The organism is Bradyrhizobium sp. YCK136 (genome assembly GCF_044570075.1).
Classification (GTDB): domain Bacteria; phylum Pseudomonadota; class Alphaproteobacteria; order Rhizobiales; family Xanthobacteraceae; genus Bradyrhizobium; species Bradyrhizobium diazoefficiens.
The window spans coordinates 3,285,935-3,304,329 of the sequence record NZ_CP172424.1 but is presented as its reverse complement, the minus strand read 5'-3'; the positions used below and the strand labels follow the sequence as shown (position 1 = coordinate 3,304,329).

At 64.7% G+C, this 18,395-nt stretch carries 20 protein-coding genes; 11 read left to right on the top strand and 9 right to left on the bottom strand.

Going from position 1 to position 18,395, the window contains the following annotated elements; genetic code table 11:
- Nucleotides 1-41 precede the first annotated feature (41 nt).
- The 4 genes from ACFLEY_RS15515 to rpsD all read left to right on the top strand — a co-directional run bounded on the left by ACFLEY_RS15515 (nt 42) and on the right by rpsD (nt 3,002).
- Nucleotides 42-776: an HpcH/HpaI aldolase/citrate lyase family protein gene (locus ACFLEY_RS15515; protein ID WP_396604680.1), complete on the top strand. Its 735-nt coding sequence runs from the start codon at nt 42-44 to the stop codon at nt 774-776.
- A gap of 67 nt (nt 777-843) precedes the next feature.
- Nucleotides 844-1,227, top strand: a complete 384-nt coding sequence (locus ACFLEY_RS15510) for a cupin domain-containing protein (protein WP_060908139.1) — start codon at nt 844-846, stop codon at nt 1,225-1,227.
- A 106-nt stretch (nt 1,228-1,333) separates the two neighbouring features.
- Nucleotides 1,334-2,101, top strand: a complete 768-nt coding sequence (locus tag ACFLEY_RS15505; protein ID WP_211434180.1) for an acyltransferase — start codon at nt 1,334-1,336, stop codon at nt 2,099-2,101.
- Nucleotides 2,102-2,384: 283 nt separating this feature from the next.
- Complete coding sequence (rpsD, locus tag ACFLEY_RS15500) at nt 2,385-3,002, top strand: 30S ribosomal protein S4 (RefSeq protein ID WP_011088452.1); 618 nt, start codon at nt 2,385-2,387, stop codon at nt 3,000-3,002.
- Nucleotides 3,003-3,021: 19 nt separating this feature from the next.
- On the opposite strand, the gene ACFLEY_RS15495 is transcribed toward rpsD, so the two are convergent.
- The gene (locus tag ACFLEY_RS15495; protein WP_157839436.1) at nt 3,022-3,339 is read right to left on the bottom strand and encodes a hypothetical protein; all 318 of its coding nucleotides are present in this window, start codon (nt 3,337-3,339) and stop codon (nt 3,022-3,024) included.
- Between ACFLEY_RS15495 and ACFLEY_RS15490 the strand changes: the two genes are divergently transcribed.
- A complete protein-coding gene (locus tag ACFLEY_RS15490) occupies nt 3,338-4,405 on the top strand; it encodes a low specificity L-threonine aldolase (protein ID WP_028173379.1) in 1,068 nt (355 codons plus the stop codon). The two genes, ACFLEY_RS15495 and ACFLEY_RS15490, sit on opposite strands and share 2 nt — an antisense overlap.
- Nucleotides 4,406-4,421: 16 nt before the next feature.
- On the opposite strand, the gene ACFLEY_RS15485 is transcribed toward ACFLEY_RS15490, so the two are convergent.
- From ACFLEY_RS15485 to grxD, 4 genes are read right to left on the bottom strand one after another with little or no spacing between them, the layout of a single operon-like run.
- Nucleotides 4,422-5,684, bottom strand: coding sequence for a serine hydrolase (locus tag ACFLEY_RS15485; RefSeq protein WP_211434179.1), 1,263 nt, complete (start codon nt 5,682-5,684; stop codon nt 4,422-4,424).
- 1 nt (nt 5,685) lies between these two features.
- Entirely contained in the window at nt 5,686-6,972 is a 1,287-nt protein-coding gene (locus ACFLEY_RS15480; protein WP_060908141.1) for a serine hydrolase, read from the bottom strand.
- 46 nt (nt 6,973-7,018) lie between these two features.
- Nucleotides 7,019-7,570: an O-acetyl-ADP-ribose deacetylase gene (locus ACFLEY_RS15475; RefSeq protein ID WP_060908142.1), complete on the bottom strand. Its 552-nt coding sequence runs from the start codon at nt 7,568-7,570 to the stop codon at nt 7,019-7,021.
- 3 nt (nt 7,571-7,573) lie between these two features.
- Entirely contained in the window at nt 7,574-7,900 is a 327-nt protein-coding gene (gene grxD / locus ACFLEY_RS15470) for a Grx4 family monothiol glutaredoxin (protein ID WP_027548651.1), read from the bottom strand.
- A gap of 239 nt (nt 7,901-8,139) precedes the next feature.
- Here grxD and egtB point away from each other — a divergent pair, with 239 nt between their 5' ends.
- Nucleotides 8,140-9,438 carry an ergothioneine biosynthesis protein EgtB gene (gene egtB / locus ACFLEY_RS15465; RefSeq protein ID WP_028173375.1) on the top strand — a complete coding sequence of 433 codons (1,299 nt, stop codon included), beginning with the start codon at nt 8,140-8,142 and terminating at the stop codon, nt 9,436-9,438.
- A gap of 50 nt (nt 9,439-9,488) precedes the next feature.
- Nucleotides 9,489-10,460 carry an L-histidine N(alpha)-methyltransferase gene (gene egtD, locus ACFLEY_RS15460; RefSeq protein WP_060908143.1) on the top strand — a complete coding sequence of 324 codons (972 nt, stop codon included), beginning with the start codon at nt 9,489-9,491 and terminating at the stop codon, nt 10,458-10,460.
- Between the two features lie 260 nt (nt 10,461-10,720).
- On the opposite strand, the gene ACFLEY_RS15455 is transcribed toward egtD, so the two are convergent.
- Both ACFLEY_RS15455 and ACFLEY_RS15450 read right to left on the bottom strand, forming a co-directional pair.
- Nucleotides 10,721-11,914 (bottom strand): low temperature requirement protein A, encoded by a 1,194-nt coding sequence (locus ACFLEY_RS15455; RefSeq protein ID WP_028173373.1) that lies wholly within the window; start codon nt 11,912-11,914, stop codon nt 10,721-10,723.
- Between the two features lie 23 nt (nt 11,915-11,937).
- Complete coding sequence (locus tag ACFLEY_RS15450) at nt 11,938-12,174, bottom strand: BolA family protein (RefSeq protein ID WP_011088461.1); 237 nt, start codon at nt 12,172-12,174, stop codon at nt 11,938-11,940.
- Nucleotides 12,175-12,369: 195 nt separating this feature from the next.
- Here ACFLEY_RS15450 and ACFLEY_RS15445 point away from each other — a divergent pair, with 195 nt between their 5' ends.
- Entirely contained in the window at nt 12,370-12,729 is a 360-nt protein-coding gene (locus tag ACFLEY_RS15445) for a DUF427 domain-containing protein (RefSeq protein WP_028173372.1), read from the top strand.
- A gap of 90 nt (nt 12,730-12,819) precedes the next feature.
- Here ACFLEY_RS15445 and ACFLEY_RS15440 read toward each other — a convergent pair whose 3' ends face one another.
- Nucleotides 12,820-12,993 (bottom strand): DUF1328 domain-containing protein, encoded by a 174-nt coding sequence (locus ACFLEY_RS15440; RefSeq protein WP_007612121.1) that lies wholly within the window; start codon nt 12,991-12,993, stop codon nt 12,820-12,822.
- Nucleotides 12,994-13,169: 176 nt separating this feature from the next.
- Between ACFLEY_RS15440 and ACFLEY_RS15435 the strand changes: the two genes are divergently transcribed.
- A complete protein-coding gene (locus ACFLEY_RS15435; RefSeq protein WP_060908144.1) occupies nt 13,170-14,360 on the top strand; it encodes an acyltransferase in 1,191 nt (396 codons plus the stop codon).
- 120 nt (nt 14,361-14,480) lie between these two features.
- On the opposite strand, the gene purL is transcribed toward ACFLEY_RS15435, so the two are convergent.
- Nucleotides 14,481-16,691, bottom strand: a complete 2,211-nt coding sequence (purL, locus tag ACFLEY_RS15430) for a phosphoribosylformylglycinamidine synthase subunit PurL (protein ID WP_060908145.1) — start codon at nt 16,689-16,691, stop codon at nt 14,481-14,483.
- Nucleotides 16,692-16,874: 183 nt separating this feature from the next.
- Between purL and ACFLEY_RS15425 the strand changes: the two genes are divergently transcribed.
- Nucleotides 16,875-17,354 carry a PaaI family thioesterase gene (locus ACFLEY_RS15425; RefSeq protein ID WP_060908146.1) on the top strand — a complete coding sequence of 160 codons (480 nt, stop codon included), beginning with the start codon at nt 16,875-16,877 and terminating at the stop codon, nt 17,352-17,354.
- Nucleotides 17,355-17,429: 75 nt separating this feature from the next.
- Nucleotides 17,430-18,395 carry a DMT family transporter gene (locus tag ACFLEY_RS15420; RefSeq protein WP_060908147.1) on the top strand — a complete coding sequence of 322 codons (966 nt, stop codon included), beginning with the start codon at nt 17,430-17,432 and terminating at the stop codon, nt 18,393-18,395.

Below are 18,395 nucleotides of genomic sequence, written 5' to 3'. Positions count from 1 at the left end.
CTCATGTCGTCCAGACCACGCCGCTCAACCGTCTCCGCCAATTGTGGCGCGAGGGCCGCCCCGCCTTCGGCGCTATCGCGACCATCCCGAGCGTGCAGACCGTGCAGATCATGGCGCGCTCGCTCGACTGGATCATGGTCGATCTCGAGCACGGGCCGATCGGCCTCACCGAAGCGCATGCGATGATCGCCGCCACGACCGGCACGCCGTGCACGCCGCTGGTGCGGATCGCGGCGAACGAACCGTGGCTTGCGAAAGCGCCGATGGACATCGGCGCCTTCGGCATCAATTTTCCGATGATCACGAACCGCAGCGAGGCGGAGAAAGCGGTGCGCAGCGTGCGCTATCCGCCGCGCGGCGATCGTCTCTGGGGTCCCTTCCACGCGCCATTCCGCTGGGGCCAGTCGATGCCGGACTACATGGCCGGCGCCGACGACGAGATGATCTGCATGATCACCATCGAGCATGTCGACGCCGTCGACCGCATCGACGAGATCATGGCCACCCCCGGCATCGACGTCGCGGTGATCGGCCCCGGCGACCTCGCCACCTCCATCAACAAGCGCGGCCAGATGGACGATCCGGAGCTCTTGGAGCTGGTCGCGCGCGCCGAGGCCGGCATCCTCAGAAGCGGCGTGCCGATCGGCGGCGTCGCCCGCACCGCCGACCAGGCCAACGCCCTGGTCGACCGTGGCTACCGCGCCATCGCGCTCGGCTTCGACTGGTCGCTGTTCCAGCGCGGCATCATGGCGGCGTTCGAGGGCATCAGGCGCTGAACAGGCCGATTGCCACCTTGCCGGGAACTGCCGCGCTGCTAGGGTCGGCCCTTCCAGGGAGGAAATAATGCTCAAAAAGACTTTGCTCGCTCTGTCCTTCGCAGGCCTTGCCTTTGCGGCCTTCGCCCAGCAGCCCGCCATCAAGCGCACCCCACTCCAGAAGACCGATTTCCCGGACGGCTACACGACCCTGACCGCCATCGCCGAAGTGCCGCCCGGCGGCGCCGCTGGCCGTCACACCCATCCCGGGATCGAGACCGGCTATGTGCTGGAAGGCGAGGCCGATCTCCTCGTCGAAGGCCAGCCTGACAAGCACCTGAAGGTCGGCGATTCCTATCTGATCCCGGCCGGCGTCGTCCACGACGCCAAGACCCACGGCGATAAATCATTGAAAATCATTGGTATTTACGTCTACGACAAGACCAAGCCGCTGGCGACCCCAGCCCCCTGATGCGGCGAACCGACCGACCCCAAGCGGGTTGGTTCGTGCTAGAGCACGCGGCGAGCGGGCGACCCGCTCGCTGCACATATTTTAGTCCGCAGGAACCGAAAGACCCATGCGCGGGACGCCCAAGACCATTTCGCTGCCGCGCCGCCTGATCTGCGACCTGATGCGCGCGTCGATGGACGTGCCCTTCGTCTCGCTGTCCCGTTCACTCAATATCCGCCCCCTGCTGGAGGCGCGCTCGGGCGCGATGGCGCCCGCCGGCTGGGCGGCGATGTTCGTCAAGGCCTTCGCCCTGGTCGCCAGGGACGAGCCGATTCTGCGCACGGTCTACGCCAAATGGCCTTGGCCCATGCTCTACGAGCTGCCGAAGAGCGTCGCGCTGGTGGCTATCGCGCGGGTCGAGGACGGCGAGGAATGCGTGCTGCCGCAGCGAATCGCAGCCCCGGAGGCTCTTTCCCTGGCCGCGGTCGATGCCGAGATCCGGCGCGGCAAGACAGCGCCGATCAACGACGTTCCCATGTTCCGCAAGATCATGCGGGCGACCCGCCTGCCGCTGCCGCTGCGGCGGCTGTCCTGGGCCATCGGGCTCAATTTCGGCCGGCAGCGGGGCAACTGGTTCGGCAGCTTCGCGGTGAGCTCGGTGGCCGCCTATGGCGGCGGCGAGCTGCATCCCGTCACGCCCGGCCCCTTCATCGTCAGCTATGGGGCGGTCGAGCCCGACCAGACCATCCATGTCGTGATCCGCTGGGACCACCGGGTCACCGACGCCGCCCCCATCGCCCGGGTCTTGACCCGGCTGGAACAGGTCCTGAACACTGAAATCGCTGCCGAATTGCGGGCGGCCGGCCCGAAGCCGATCCGGGTGGTCGGGACTTGACCGCGCAGCGGTCATCCCGGGGCGGTGCGATAGCACCGAGCCCCGGATCTCGAGATTTCCAGGTTCGCTCTTTGAGCGCCCCGGAATGACGGCTAAAGAATTGACAGCGAACCCCAAACTCCCCTAAAAGCCGCCTGCTCGCGGGCCGATTTCGGCCCGCGAAGCGTTTCGCGACCCGTGGTCCTCTCCCTTAAGCTTTGGGGATCGGACCTGTCGGTGCCGGGCTTTGGCCTGTCACACAGGAGGGCGCGTTTCCTCAAACCATGCAACCGAAGAGGACGCGATGACTAAGCGCAGTGAGGCGAAGTACAAGATCGATCGCCGTATGGGCCAGAACATCTGGGGCCGCCCGAAGAGCCCCGTGAACCGCCGCGAGTACGGCCCCGGCCAGCACGGCCAGCGCCGCAAGGGTAAGCTCTCCGACTTCGGCGTGCAGTTGCGCGCCAAGCAGAAGCTGAAGGGCTATTACGCCAACATTTCCGAGCGCCAGTTCCACGGCATCTATGTCGAGGCGAGCCGCCTCAAGGGTGACACCGGCGAGAACCTGATCGGCCTCCTGGAGCGTCGTCTCGACGCGGTCGTGTACCGCGCCAAGTTCGTCTCGACGATCTTCGCCGCACGCCAGTTCATCAACCACGGCCACATCAAGGTGAACGGCCGCAAGGTCAACATCTCGAGCTACCAGCTCAAGGTCGGCGACGTGGTCGAGGTCAAGGAAGCCTCCAAGCAGCTCGCCCACGTGCTCGAAGCCAGCCAGCTCCCCGAGCGCGACACCCCCGACTATCTCGACGTCGACCACGGCAAGATGACCGCGAAGTACATTCGCATCCCCGGCCTCTCCGACGTGCCGTTCCCGGTGCAGATGGAGCCGCATCTGGTCGTCGAATTCTATTCGCGCTGATAACTCGGCACACCAACGTTCAAAGGCCCCGGTTTTCCGGGGCCTTTTTGTTTGGTAGCATGCCATCGATGTCTCGGATGGCCGGCCAGTTCGCCAACGCTCTGCCTTCGGCACTGAAGCGGCGATTCGGGCGTGGGCGGCCCTCTCCCGCGACCAGCAGGTCTGCCGATATCGGGGGCTGTTCGCTCATCCCGATTGCAATATGTTCACAGCGGACACGCCAGACGACATCCTTCTTGCCGCGCGACACCGCATCGCTCAACGTTCCCGTGGCTGAGAAACGATGCACGCAGTACGTCGCAATTGTTCGACTAGATGAAATGACGAGACCAGCCATGCTCTACACCCCGCCCCCGATCGATCCCAAGGCGCCGCCGGTGCGCATCAATCTGCTGTCGGACACCCAGACCAAGCCGACGGCCGCGATGCGCGAGGCGATGGCGCGCGCTGAGGTCGGCGACGAGCAGGTCGGCGACGATCCGACCGTGAACGCGCTGTGCGAGCGCGTTGCGGATCTGCTCGGCAAGGAGGCCGCCGTGTACATGCCCTCGGGCACGATGTGCAACGTCACCGCGACGCTGGTGCATTGCCGGCCCGGCGACGAGATTCTCGCGCACGAGACCGCGCACATCATCGCCCGTGAGGGCGGCGCGCATGCCGCGATCGGCGGCTTCCAGGTTACGCAGCTCAAGGGCGCCGACGGCCAGTTCACGCCGGAGACGTTCCGGAAAGCTCTGCACCCGCGCACGCGCTACCAGCCGCCGCAGACCGTCGTCAGCGTCGAGCAGACCGCCAATATCGGCGGCGGCACGATCTGGAAGAAGGCCGCACTCGACGAGATCGTCGAGATCGCCAGGCAGCACGGCCTCGTCACCCACATGGACGGCGCGCGGCTGCTCAACGCCACGGTGGCGAGCGGCATTTCTCCGCGCGACATGACCGCTGGCTGGGATTCGGCCTGGATCGACTTCTCCAAGGGCCTGGGCGCGCCGATCGGCGGTGTGCTCGCCGGCTCGCGCGCCTTCATCGACGCGGTCTGGCAGTGGAAGCAGCGCCTCGGCGGCTCGATGCGGCAGGCCGGAATCTGCGCCGCCGCCTGCATCTACGCCCTCGACCACCACGTCGATCGCCTTGCCGACGATCATGCCAATGCGCGCGCACTCGCCCGCGGACTGTCGCAGATCGCAGGCATCGAGGTGCAGGAGCCCGAGACCAACCTCGTGTTCTTCAAGCCCGATGGCGCCGGCGTCCCCGGCGACAAGATGGTCGCCGCACTGCGCCAGCGCGGCGTGACGCTCGCGATGATGGACGGCCGCATCCGCGCCTGCACGCATCTCGACGTCAATGCGAGCCAGATCGAGGAAACGATCGGATACGTGCGCGAGATCGTGCGCGGGGCGTAAGTCCCGTAGCCCGCGATCAGCGCCCCATCGCCTGATAGATCAGCGTCTTCAGCGCCAGCTGGATCCGGCCGCGCTGCGACGGGGTCTGCACCATGAATATCCCGAACAGATCGTCTTCGGGATCGATGAAGAAGAAGGTGCCGCCGACGCCGTCCCAGCGATATTCGCCGAGTGGCCATGACGTACCCGCCGGCACCGACGTGCGCACCGCAAAGCCGAGGCCGTAGCCGGAGGACGAGCCCGGATAATAGTTCTGGTCGCGCGCGATTCTGGTCTCCGGTCCGATATGGTCCGACGCCATCAGCGCAATGGTCTCGGGCTTGAGATAGCGCCGGCCGTCATAGGTGCCGCCGTTCAGCAGCATCTGCGCGAAACGGGCGTAGTCGCCGACGGTGCCAACCATCCCGCCACCGCCCGGCTCCCAGGTCGCCGGCCGCCTGATATCGCGGACCTGCGTCGTCGGATTGATGTTGCGGTCCTCCGGCATCGGCTCGGCAATGCGGGGAAACTTGGCGGGATCGGCGACGAAGAATGCCGTCTCGGTCATGCCGAGCGGACCCAGCAGCCGCTCCCTCTCGAACTGGAGCAGCGTCTTTCCCGAGATCACCTCGACGACGCGTCCGAGCACGTCGGTGGAAAAGCCGTAATCCCACACCGTGCCCGGCTGCTCGACCAGCGGCAGCGTGGCGATCTTCGCGGCGAAGTCGGCATTGCTGAGATTGCGGTTGAAGAGCTTCGCCTCGGCATAGAGCTCGCGCACCGCGCCGCCGCCGTAATAGCCATAAGGCAGTCCGGAGGTGTGACGCATCAGATCCTTGATCGTCACCGGACGATCGAGCGGCTCCAGCGCCAGCCCGACCTTGCCGTCCTCGGCTTTCTTTTCGACGCCGACCTTCATGCCGGCAAAGGCCGGAATGTATTTTGAAACGGGATCGTCGAGCGCGAGCTTGCCCTCCTCGACCAGCATCATCGCCATCACGGAGGTGATCGGCTTCGACATCGAATAGAGGCGGAAGATCGTGTCCGCGCTCATCGAGATCTCGGTCGCGACGTCGCGGACGCCAAAATTCTCGTAATAGACCGGCTTGCCGTGCTGCTGGAGCAGCAGGATCGCGCCGGGTATCTTGCCGGTCGCGACCTCGTTGCGGATGTAGTCGGAGACTTTTGCCAAGCCTTCAGGCGAGAGGCTGTGCGCGGGGCGTCCCTCGTAACCTGCTCTCGCGCCGACCACACCGACCAGAACGACGAGCGCCGCGATCAGCGCGCGGCGCCCGTTCATGTCACTTCTCCATGGCTTCATAAACCAACTGCTTCAGTGTCCGCTGCACGCGCTGGCGCTCGGTCGGGGTCTGCTCCAGCAGCACGAAGAACATGTCCTGCTTGGGGTCGACCACGAAATAGCAGCCCGAGGCGCCGTCCCACTTCAATTCCCCGAGATCGCCGGGCGGCGGCGGCTTGGCATTGCCGGGGTCGGTGCGGACCGCAAGGCCGAGGCCGAAGCCAAAACCGTCGCCGGGGAAGTAGAAATAGTCGCGGTCCACGCCGGAGCCCGGGCCGACCTGATCGGTCACCATCAGCTTGAACGTCTCGGGCTTGAGAATGGTCTTGCCGTCGAGGCTGCCGCCATTGAGCAGCATCTGCGCAAAGCGCTCGTAATCGGCCATGGTCGTCACCATGCCGCCGCTGGCGAACTGGATCTTCTTGACCACCGTCGGATCGTTGATGCGGCCGACCCGGAAATCGGCATCGTTCGGCACTGGCTGCGCCAGAAGCTTCTGCTTCTCGGGGGCCGTGACGAAGAAGCCGGTATCGACCATGCCGAGCGGATCGAGCAGTTTCTCCCGCATGATATCTGTCAGCGGTTTGCCCGCCGCGATCTCCATCACCCGCCCCAGGATGTCGGTGGAATGGCCATATTGCCACAGCGCGCCCGGCTGGTTGTGCAGCGGCAGTTTCGCGATGCGCTCGGCGAACTCGGCGAGGTCGAAATCGCCGGCATAGATGTTGGCGTCGCGATAGGCCTTGCGGACCAGGCTGTCGCCATAGAAGCCATAGGTGATGCCGGAGGTATGGCGCATCAAATCGAGCACCGTGATCGGCCGCGTGGGCGGCACCAGCTCAAGCGACTTGGTGCCGTCGTCGGCCTTCTTCTCGACGCCGACTTTCACATTGGCGAAGGACGGGATGTATTTCGAGACAGGATCGTCGAGCTTGATCTTGCCGTCCTCGATCAGTCGCACCGCGACGACGGACGTGATCGCCTTGCTCATCGAGAACAGGCGGAAAATCGTCTTGTCGGTGATCGGCGCCTTGCTGGCCACATCCTGCACGCCGAAGGCTTCGTGATAGACCGGCTTGCCGTGCTGCTGGATCAGCACGGTTGCGCCGGCGATCTTGCCGGTCGCGACCTCGTTCTTGAAGAACTCGCTGACCTTGGCGAGCTTGTCCTGATTGAAATGCGCGCCGGCCGGAATCTCGTAGGTGCCCTCTGCCCGTGCGAACGACATCGCGCCAAGCGACATCAGCGCGCCGCAGGCGAGCGCACGCAGTCCAGACTGTGAAATCATATCCCCTCCCCGGAACATGGCTGGACGGAGTGTACTGACCGCGTCATCAGGCACAAGGGCTGCTGTGTCGTGCTAGCGCCTCGGCATGGAGCCTGGCGCTCGGCTCGGCGAAGCAGCAGAACACCACGCGCGCAACGGATGGCGCGGCAGGGAGCGCCTCGATCGTCGTGCGTACGGCGATCTCCGCCGCCCGGTCGGCGGGAAAGCGGAAAATGCCGGTCGAAATCGCGGGAAATGCCACCGAGGTCAGCTTGTGCTTCCCGCACAGCTCCATCGAACGGCGATAGCAGGAGGCGAGCAGACCGTCTTCGTCCAGCGTGCCGCCATTCCAAACCGGACCAACGGTATGGATCACGTGCGCGGCCTTGAGCCGATAGCCCATGGTGATCTTGGCGTTGCCCGTTTTGCAGCCGTGGAGCATCCGGCATTCGGCGACCAGATCGGGCCCGGCGGCCCGATGGATCGCCCCATCGACGCCGCCCCCGCCAAGGAGCGACGTGTTGGCGGCGTTGACGATGGCGTCAACGCTCAGTGTGGTGATGTCAGCGACAATGACCTCGAACTCAGCGCCACCAATCCGGCGCGTCAGCTGGGTCACGTATTAGGCCGCAACCGCGACGCCCTTCTCGGAGAGGAGCTGCTGCAATTCGCCGGCCTGGAACATCTCGCGGACAATGTCGCAGCCGCCGACGAATTCGCCCTTCACATAGAGCTGTGGAATGGTCGGCCAGTTCGAGAAGGTCTTGATGCCGTTGCGCAGTTCTGCGGATTCGAGGACGTTGAGGCCCTTATAGCCAACGCCGAGGTGGTCGAGGATCTGCACGACCTGGCCGGAGAAACCGCACTGCGGAAATTGCGGCGTGCCCTTCATGAACAGAACCACGTCGTTCGACTTCACTTCGTTGGCGATGAATTCCTCGATGCTCATATCCATGTCCTTCTGGGGCGGAGCCCTCAACAACCACTCCGGGCCGGCTCAGCCGATTTAACCCGATACCTTCCTATATATGTAGCCCAAACCGTTGTGCATCCAAAGTAAAATGGGGGGAAAAGGCCCTGGGCGAGCGGCCTGGGCAGCCCCGAAGCCATTGCATGATGACACGAATATCATCACCGGGGAGGACTTTCATACCGTAACGGAGCCCCTATCTAGGACGAACCTTGGTTTTGGAACCGGGCAACGCCAACAACGTTCTCTTGTCCTGTCTGGAGAAAAACGTGACGAAACAAGCTTCCGCTACGGCCCCCGCCCCGCTTTCGTCACCGTCCTCCGCCCCAGGCAAGCTCGCCCAGCGGCTTCAGGACGCCTTTCTCGCCGTCCGCAACGAGACCGAGCGCCGGGCCGCGCCGCTGTCGCCCGAGGACCAGCAGATCCAGTCCATGCCGGATGCGAGCCCCGCGAAATGGCACCGGGCCCACACCACCTGGTTCTGGGAGCAGTTTTTGCTCGGCGAGCATTGCCAGGGCTATCAGCCCTTCCACCCGGATTTCGCCTTCCTGTTCAATTCCTATTACGTCAGCGCCGGCCCCCGTCATGCCCGGAATCACCGCGGAGACATCACCCGGCCCGGTGCCAGCGAGGTCGGCGCCTATCGCAGATACGTTGATGCGGCGGTCGTCAAATTCTTCCGCGAGGCCGGTGAGGACAAGCTCCGTGCCATCGCGCCACTGGTCGAGGTCGGGCTCAATCACGAGCAGCAGCATCAGGAATTGATGTTCACCGACATCCTGCACGCCTTTGCGCAGAATCCGGTCTATCCGGCCTACGATCCGGACTGGCGCTTTCCATCCGCGACGCGCACCGGCGATGACTGGTTGATCCTCAACGAAGGCATCCACACCGTCGGCCATGTCGACGACAGTTTTCATTTCGACAATGAGAAGCCGGCGCATCGCGCCCTCGTCGGCCCGGTCAAGATCGCACGCAATCTCGTCACCAATGGCGAATGGCTCGCCTTCATGCGCGACGGTGGCTACGCGAACGCAACGCTGTGGCTGATGGACGGCTTTGCTGTGGTCAGCAAGGAAGACTGGCAGGCGCCGGGCCATTGGCGCGAGGTCGATGGCGCCTGGCAGGTGATGACGCTCGCCGGCCTCAGGCCGGTCGATCCCGACGCGCCGGTCTGCCACGTCAGCTATTACGAGGCCGATGCGTTCGCGCGCTGGGCCGGAAAACATCTGCCGACCGAGATGGAGTGGGAGGTCGCTGCGCGCGCCGGCCAACTCAACGATGCCTTCGGCATCGTCTGGCAGTGGACACGGTCGTCCTACTCGCCCTACCCCGGCTACCGCGCCATCGAAGGCGCGCTCGGCGAATACAACGGCAAGTTCATGGTCAACCAGCTGGTGCTGCGCGGCTCCTCGCTTGCAACCCCGGAGGGGCATAGCCGTATTACTTATCGCAACTTCTTCTATCCGCACCACCGCTGGCAATTCACGGGACTGCGGCTCGCCGATTACAACTAGTTCTCATCCGACGATCAATGCGCGCCGGACAGCGCGTTCAGGAGAGTATCATGAATGTGCACGCCAGCGCTTTGGCCGAAGCCCATCTTCCCGACGAGCAGACCACCGCTTTCGCCCGCGAGGCCATCGAGGACCTCTCGCAGCAGCCGAAAAAGCTGTCGCCGAAATACTTCTACGACGCGACCGGCTCGGAGCTGTTCGAGGCGATCACGCGTCTGCCGGAATATTATCCGACGCGCACCGAGCTATCGATCCTGAAGGAGCGCGGCAGCGAGATCGCAAAGATCATTCCGGAGCATGCGGCGCTGGTCGAGTTCGGCGCCGGCGCGACCACGAAGGTCCGCCTGCTGCTGAACCACTGCCAATTCGCCGCCTATGTCCCCGTGGACATCTCCGGCGACTTCCTGAACGCGCAGGCGAACGGCCTGAAGCGGGACTTCCCCTCGCTCGGCATCTATCCGGTGGCGGCCGACTTCACCACGCCGTTCGAGCTGCCCAGGGCGGTCGCATCGATGCCCAAGGTCGGCTTCTTCCCGGGCTCGACCATCGGCAATTTCGAGCCGCATGAGGCGCAGGCTTTTCTGAAGAGCGCGCGCCAGATCCTGGGCAAGGGCGCGCAGATGATCATCGGCGCCGACCTCGAAAAGGACGAGCGCGTACTCTATGACGCCTATAACGATGCTGCCGGCGTCACCGCGCGCTTCAACCTCAATGTGCTGGTCCGCATCAACCGCGAGCTCGGCGGCAATTTCGACCTCTCCGCCTTCACCCATCGCGCCATCTACAATCGCGAGCGGCACCGCATCGAGATGCACCTGATCAGCAAGAAGAACCAGACCGTGCGCCTGCTCGGCACCAGCTTCTCGTTCCGCCCCGGTGAGAGCATCCACACCGAAAACAGCTACAAATACAGCCTCGAGCGCTTCGCCGCGCTGGCCCACGGCGCCGGCTGGCAGGTGCGCGAGAGCTGGACGGATGCGGCGAAGATGTTCTCGGTGCATGCGCTGCAGGTTGCGGATTAAACGCTCTCACCGCTTCCCCCGGACAGCCGGCCTGAGGGCCTATTCAATATAGGCGGTTTCCCTGCGGCGCATCCTTCGAGACGGCCGCCTTCGGGCGGGCTCCTCAGGATGAGGACGGAGTGCGCGGCAGCAGTTTCGAGGAGCACCGAGGCCGATTAGCCTCATCCTCAGGACATCGCGGAGCGGTCGTCTCGAAGGACGAGGCGCGCGCTCGGACCGCTCCGCGAGGCCACGTACGACGCCCTCCGGCCTGCCGTGCTTCAGTGCTCCTCGGCCTCTTCGGGCTTCGATCCCAGCGACACCGATTCCCACACCGCGACCACAATCATGATCACCGTGGTCGCGACCGACAGCCATAGCGGCGAGAGCTCCGCCGCGAACCACCACAGCGCCGCGAGCAGGATGATGCCGATGCCGTGCGAGAGCTGGAGGAAGCCGCGGATCGCGTGCTTGAACAGGATCGTGCCGACCAGGAACACCAGCGGGCCGCCGATCGTGCTCACGATGGTGCGGACGTCGGAATGGCCGGTCGGATGCTTCAGCACCAGTTCGTCCGACACCGCGGTCAGGATGATGCCGGCGACGATCGGCATGTGCAGATAGGTGTAGGCGAGCCGCGCCAGCCGGCCGGATTCTGCGGATTTCGAGATGCGCTCGGAGCCGGCCTCCGCGCCCTTGTGGAAATAGATCCACCACATCGCGATGGCGCCGGTGAGCGCCGAGACGAAGGCCAGGATGTTGTCCGCGGTCCACTCCAACTCGGCAAAGGTCGCGCCGTTGACGACGACGGCCTCGCCGAGCGCGATGATGATGAAGCCGGCGCAGCGCTCGGCCATGTGGCCGCCCTCGACGGCCCAGGCTTCGACCGAGGAGAACCCCAGCTTCGGCACCCAGAATCGCACGGCGGGCGAGACGTATTCGATCGAGAGCGCCACGATCCAGAACCACAGCCTCTCCTCCCCGTGCGCGAGGCCGCCGAGAATCCAGAAGATCGCGGAGCCGGAGAGCCAGACCAGGATGCGGATCGCGTTGTGCCGCACTTCCGTGCGGTGGCGCGGGGTTGCGAACAGCCAGAACGCGGTGCGTCCGACCTGCATGGTTGCGTAGGCGATCGCGAACCAGAGACCGCGGCCATCGAAGGCGGTCGGGATCGTCGTCGACAGCACGAGGCCGCCCAGCATCATCAGGAAGATCAGGATTCGGACCGGCGTCAGATCGGGATTGAGCCAGTTGGTGACCCAGGCGGTGTAGACCCACACCCACCACACCGCCAGGAACAGCAGCGTGACCTCGACGGCGCCGAGCGGCGTGAAATGGTGCAGCAGCGTGTGCGACACCTGCGTGACGGCAAAGACGAAGACGAGATCGAAGAACAGCTCGGCATTGGTGACGCGGCTGGGCTGGTTCGGCAGGATGACGCGAAACATCGCGCCGCGCGGATTGTCCGCAGCCATCATCGGTCCCCGCTGCGATCAGGTCAGGTGCCGGGTACCCCGGTTTGCAGCGCCAGCGCATGCAGCACGCCGCCCATCTGGCCGCGCAGGGACTGATAGACGATCTGGTGCTGCTGGACGCGGGACTTGCCGCGGAAGGATTCCGAGATCACGGTCGCGGCATAGTGGTCGCCATCGCCGGCGAGGTCACGGATCGTCACCTCGGCATCGGGGATCGCTGCCTTGATCATCGCCTCGATATCGTGGGCGTCCATGGGCATTCGGGTCTTGCTCCTTATCTCGGCTGAGATCAGCCTCGTCGTCGAATCGCTGCCGGGGTCCCCGGACCGGCAGGGCCAAACTTAGCGTGAACGGCCTTCTACGTCACGCACTCAGGCACTATATCCCTGATCCCATCAGGATAAAGGCACGACAAAGTGCCGCGCGCGGCAGATTGATCGAAAAGGCGTGAAATCATGAAGCTTCCAGGGCCCGACCACCCCATCACCATCACCCCAAACCCGAAGCGCGTCCGCGTCACGGCGGGCGACATCGTGATCGCCGAGACCAGCAAGGCGCTGACGCTGAAGGAGGCCAAATATCCGGCGGTGCAATATGTACCGCGACAGGATGCCAACATGACGCTGCTGGAGCGCACCGACCGTGTCACCCATTGCCCCTACAAGGGCGACGCGAGCTATTACAGCATCAAGGCCGACGGCAAGACGCTCGACAACGCGATCTGGACCTATGAAACGCCCTTCCCCGCGATGACGGAGATTTCCGGCCACCTCGCCTTCTATCCGGACAAGGTGAAGATCGAGGAAGTGGGGTAGTCTGGAGGCGGCGTCATTCCGGGGCGCGTCGCAGACGCGAACCCGGAATCTCGAGATTCCGGGTTCGGTCCTGCGGACCGCCCCGGAAAGCTACGCCCTGAAGATCGTGAGCCCCAATATCAGCAGCACCAGGAAGATCACGACGAAGACGTAGAACAGGAAGCGGGCGATGTCGGCGGAGGCGGCCGAGATGCCGGTGAAGCCGAGCACGCCAGCCACGATCGAGACCAAGAGAAAGATCAGCGCCCATTTCAGGATCGTCATCGCCAACTCCGACTTGGGCGCCGCACCGCGGCCCTCCAATGCGCGGATGCTAACTTCGCTGCACGGAACTGGTTCCTAACGGCACAGCAGGGTCAAGGCGCAGCACAGACTGCCCTTGCTGAATCGGGTTCCCGGCGGCACAGTCTGGCCGGGACAGGAGCAAGACCGGGGCGGCCATGATGACGATGTCACATTCAGCGACGATCGGTGCAGAGGCTCACGCCGCGCCGAAGAGCAAGACGCGCAATGTGTCGCTCGATCGCGCCCGCACCTTCCTGACACTGGTGGTGCTGCTGCATCACGCGGTGATCCCCTATACTTATTTCGGTCATACCGATCCGAAGTACTTCTTCGGCTTCGACATGATCGTGCTCGCCACCGACAGTTTCTTCATGGCGATGTTCTTCTTCCTGTCGGGACTGTTCGCCTGGTCTGGTATCGCCCGGAAGGGAGCGCGGAGCTATTTGGCAGATCGCCTGCTTCGGCTGGGCTTACCCTTCGCGATCTGCGCCCTTACGGTCATTCCGCTCGCCTATTACGCGATCTCCCTGCGGCACCATCCCGAGATCGGCTTTTCGGAGTTCTGGTGGAATATGGTCACGAAGGGCCCGTGGCCGAGCGGGCCGATCTGGTTCCTTTGGGTCTTGTTCGCCTTCGACCTGGTTGCCTGCCTGTTGCACCGGCTGTCGCCCAATCTGCTCGATCCGATCAATCGCCTCTCGCTATATGGTCGCCGTCGGCCCGCCGTGTTCTTCGCGGTTATGCTTGCCGTCACCGCGGCGTTCTACATTCCCGGGCGGGTTCACTTCGGAGCAGGCAGTTGGTTCGAGTTCGGGCCGTTCTCGGTCCAGCACGGGCGCGTGATGCTCTACGCGACCTATTTCTTTTTCGGTGCCGGCATCGGCGTTGCGCAAATGGATCGCGGGCTGCTCGCTGCAGACGGCCGGATGGCGAGGGTCAGCTGGGACTGGATGGTACTGGCGATCGTTCCCTATTGCCTCTTGTGGGTGCTGATCTTCATCAAGCGCGAAATCCTGGGCAACCCGTCGCCGTTGCCGGACTGGTATGAAGCGCTCTATGCCATCTGCTTCACTGTCTTCAGCGTCGCCATCATGTTTCTGATCCTGGCCTTTTTCCAGAGGTTCAAGCAATCAGGCTCAGCCAAGCTGCTCGATCCAATGCAGAGCGACGCGTACGGCATGTTCCTGGTGCACTATCCGATCGCACTGTGGCTGCAATACTGGCTGTTCGACTACGACCTGCCGGCGATCGTCAAGGCCACGCTCGGGTTTGTACTGACAGTCGCGGCGAGCTGGGCGCTGACGCGAGCGTTGCGGCAGATCCCGGGCGCGACGAAGGTGCTTTGAGGAAACGGCACCGGCCTTCTATCGTCATTCCGAGCGCAGCGAAGCAATCCATCTCACCGCAGGCAGCAGTGTGGATTGCTTCGTCGCTTCGCTCCTCGCAATGACGGGGAGATGGCGTCGCTAGGCCGCCTTCCCGCCCATATACTCCGGCAGCCAGCGCTCGAACGAGGTGCGCAGCGTATCGATCATTACCGGCGCTTCGCCGGCGATCGCGATCGCATCGCCCCCGGTGGTGCCGATCCGCACGCAGGGCACCTCGCAGCCGCGCATCTTGGCGAGCACGCGGCCGGCCTCCGTTTCCGGCACGGTGACGAGATAGCGCGCCTGGTCCTCGCCGAACCAATAGGCCTGCGACACGAGCGCCGTCGGTGCCGCCAGCAGCTTTGCGCCGATGCCGCTCGCCATCGCCATCTCGGCGAGCGCGATCAGGAGGCCACCGTCCGAGAGGTCGTGCACGGCGGTCGCGGTGCCCGCATGGATCATGCCGCGCACGCAGTCGCCGTTGCGCTTCTCGGCAGCGAGGTCGACCGGCGGCGGCGCGCCCTCCTCGCGACCGCAGACGTCGCGCAGGTACACCGACTGGCCGAGCCAGCCATGGGTCTCGCCGATCAAGAGGATCGCCTCGCCCTCGGCCTTGAAGGCGAGCGAAGCGGACTTGGTGAAATCGTCGAGCAGACCGACGCCGCCGATCGAGGGCGTCGGCAGGATCGCGCGGCCGTTGGTCTCGTTGTAGAGCGAGACGTTGCCGGAGACGACCGGGAAGTCCAGCGTGCGGCAGGCTTCCGAGATGCCCTTCAGGCAGCCGACGAACTGGCCCATGATCTCGGGCCGTTCAGGATTGCCGAAATTGAGATTGTCGGTGATCGCGAGCGGCTTGCCGCCGACCGCGGTGATGTTGCGCCAGGCTTCCGCCACCGCCTGCTTGCCGCCCTCGAACGGATCGGCCTCGCAATAGCGCGGCGTGACGTCGACGGTCAGCGCCAGGCCCTTCGGGCCGTCCTGCACGCGCACCACGGCGGCATCGCCGCCGGGGCGCTGCATGGTGTTGCCGAGGATGACGTGGTCGTACTGCTCCCAGACCCAGCGCTTAGAGCACATGTCGGGCGTGCCGATCAGCTTCTCCAGCGCGCTACCTACGCCCATCGGTGCCGTCACCTCGCGCGCGTGCACGACCGGCAGCGCGGCGGAGGGGACATGCGGCCGGTCATAGAGCGGCGCCTCGTCGCCGAGCTCCTTGATCGGCAGGTCGGCCATGACGTCGCCGCCATGCTTGACCACGAAACGCTTGCTCGGCGTGGTGTAGCCGACCACGGCGAAGTCGAGCCCCCACTTCTTGAAGATGGCCTCGGCTTCCTGCTCCTTCTCGGGCTTGAGCACCATGAGCATGCGCTCCTGGCTCTCCGAGAGCATCATCTCGTAGGCGCTCATGCCGGTCTCGCGGGTCGGCACCGCGTCGAGATCGAGATCGACCCCGAGGTCGCCCTTGGCGCCCATCTCGACTGCAGAGCAGGTGAGCCCCGCCGCGCCCATGTCCTGGATCGCGATGACGCAGCCCTTCTCCATGATCTCGAGACAGGCTTCCAGCAGCAGCTTCTCGGCGAAGGGATCGCCGACCTGCACGGTGGGGCGCTTCTCCTCGGACTTGTCGTCAAACTCGGCCGAGGCCATCGAGGCGCCGTGGATGCCGTCGCGGCCGGTCTTGGAGCCCAGATAGACGATCGGCATGTTCACGCCGGAGGCGGCCGCATAGAAGATCTTGTCGGCATCGGCGAGGCCCACGGCCATCGCGTTGACGAGGATGTTGCCGTCATAACGGGTGTGGAAACGGACCTGGCCGCCGACCGTCGGCACGCCGAAGGAATTGCCGTAGCCGCCGACGCCGGCGACGACGCCGGAGACGAGGTGCCGGGTCTTGGCATGCTCGGGCGCGCCGAAGCTCAGCGCATTGAGGCAGGCGATCGGCCGTGCGCCCATCGTGAAGACGTCGCGCAAAATGCCGCCGACGCCGGTGGTTGCGCCCTGGTAGGGCTCGATGTAGCTCGGGTGGTTGTGGCTCTCCATCTTGAAGACCACGGCCTGGCCGTCGCCGATGTCGATCACGCCGGCATTCTCGCCGGGGCCCTGGATCACCCAGGGCGCCTTGGTCGGCAGGCCGCGGAGATGGATGCGCGAGGATTTGTACGAGCAGTGCTCGTTCCACATCGCCGAGAAGATGCCGAGCTCGGTGAAGGTCGGCTCCCGCCCGATCAGCTTCAGGATGCGCTCGTACTCGTCGGGCTTGAGCCCGTGGGCGGCAACCAGTTCGGGGGTGATCTTGGGTTCGTTCTTCATGGATTCGGGGCTTTCGACGGCGTTTTGCCGTTCTTAGGAAGATCGGGGCCTCGCGAAAAGCCCTTTATGGCGCATTTTCCCACTGTCCCACGTTTTGCGGCCGAGGGGTGCGGGAACGGGAATTGCACGGCGCGGACGGATCGGATTTAAGGGCTGAAGACCCGCAATTGAAGGCCCATTTCCTTGCACGAATTGACCAAAATGGCTGCCCCGCCCCGCCCCGAGCTGCATGTCGCGACCGAGGGTGAGTTCAAGGGCTGGCAGACCTGGATCAGGGACAGCTTTGAGAACCATATCGGCCCCTTCTGGCACCGCCTGGAGGCGGACGGCAGCGTCCGCTGCGCCTTCCGGGTCGAAAAGAAGCACCTGAACGGCTCCGGCAACGTCCATGGCGGCTGCTTCATGGCCTTCGCCGACTACTGCCTGTTCGCGATCGGCCGGAACGCGCTGAACGGCCGCGGCGTGACGGTCAATTTCGCCTGCGAGTTCCTGGATGCCGGGCATGAGGGCGAGCTGATCGAGTGCACCGGCGAGGTCACCCGCGCCGGTGGTTCGCTGATCTTCCTGCGCGGGCAGATGGCCTCCGGCGAGCGCCTGCTGTTCACCTTTTCCGGGACGATCAAGCGGGCCAAGCGGAAGTCGCTCCCTCAGCCAAACGCATAGCTCGACGCCTTCCCTTTTGGCGCCCCCTCGCCCAGACTTGCGAGAAGCGCGGTCGCGCCGGGGAGCAAGAACAAGGTGCCGCAGAGCACATCGGGGGCGGGTCGCACGACGGCGTCCGCATCAACGCCGCTGTCGTCCATGGCCGCCACCGGCGCACGCAGCTGGCGCGACTATGCGCTGCTGTTCGCGCTCGCCTGCTGCTGGAGCTCCACTTATCCGCTGGCCAAGCTCGCGCTGGACACCATTCCGCCCATCACCTTCATCTCGGCGCGTTCGCTGATCGCGGCCGCCTTCCTGTTCGCGATCCTGTGGATACGAGGCGTCAGGATCCCGACCGATGCGAAGGCCTGGAAGCTGTTCGCAACCCAGCAGCTGATCAACTCGACCTTCCCGTTCCTGGTCATCACCTGGTCGCAGCAATATGTGCCGGCGTCCAACACGGTGGTGCTGGCCTCGACTACGCCGATCTTCGCCTTCCTGATCACCTCGCTGATCACGCGGCACGAGCCGGCCACGCTGTTGAAGCTCGCGGGCGCGATCCTCGGCCTCGCCGGCACCGTCGCCATCGTCGGCCTCGATGCGCTCGGCGGCTTCGGCCGCGAGATCGTCGCGGAGATCGCGATCCTGCTCGCCACCATCTCCTTTGCCTGCGCGACGATCTTCGGCCTCCGGCTATCCGACTACGACCCGATGGTGGTGGCGGCCGGCTCGCTGCTGTTCGGCGGCCTCATCCTGCTCCCGCCCTCGCTGATCATCGATCAGCCCTGGACGCTGCACCCGACGTTTCAGGCGATCGTCGCCACCATCGTCATGGGCATCGTCTCCAGCGCGTTGGGGTTGATGCTGTTCTACGTCTGCCTCGGCCGGCTCGGCACGCTTACCACGAACGCGCAAGGCTATTTGCGCATCCCGATCGGCGTCGGCCTTTCCGTGCTGCTGCTCGGCGAAAGCGTGCCCTCGAACCTGGCGCTGGGCCTGCTGCTGGTCATGGCCGGCGTCGCCGCGATGACGGTGCCGGCGGAGCGGCTGAAGCGGCGCTAG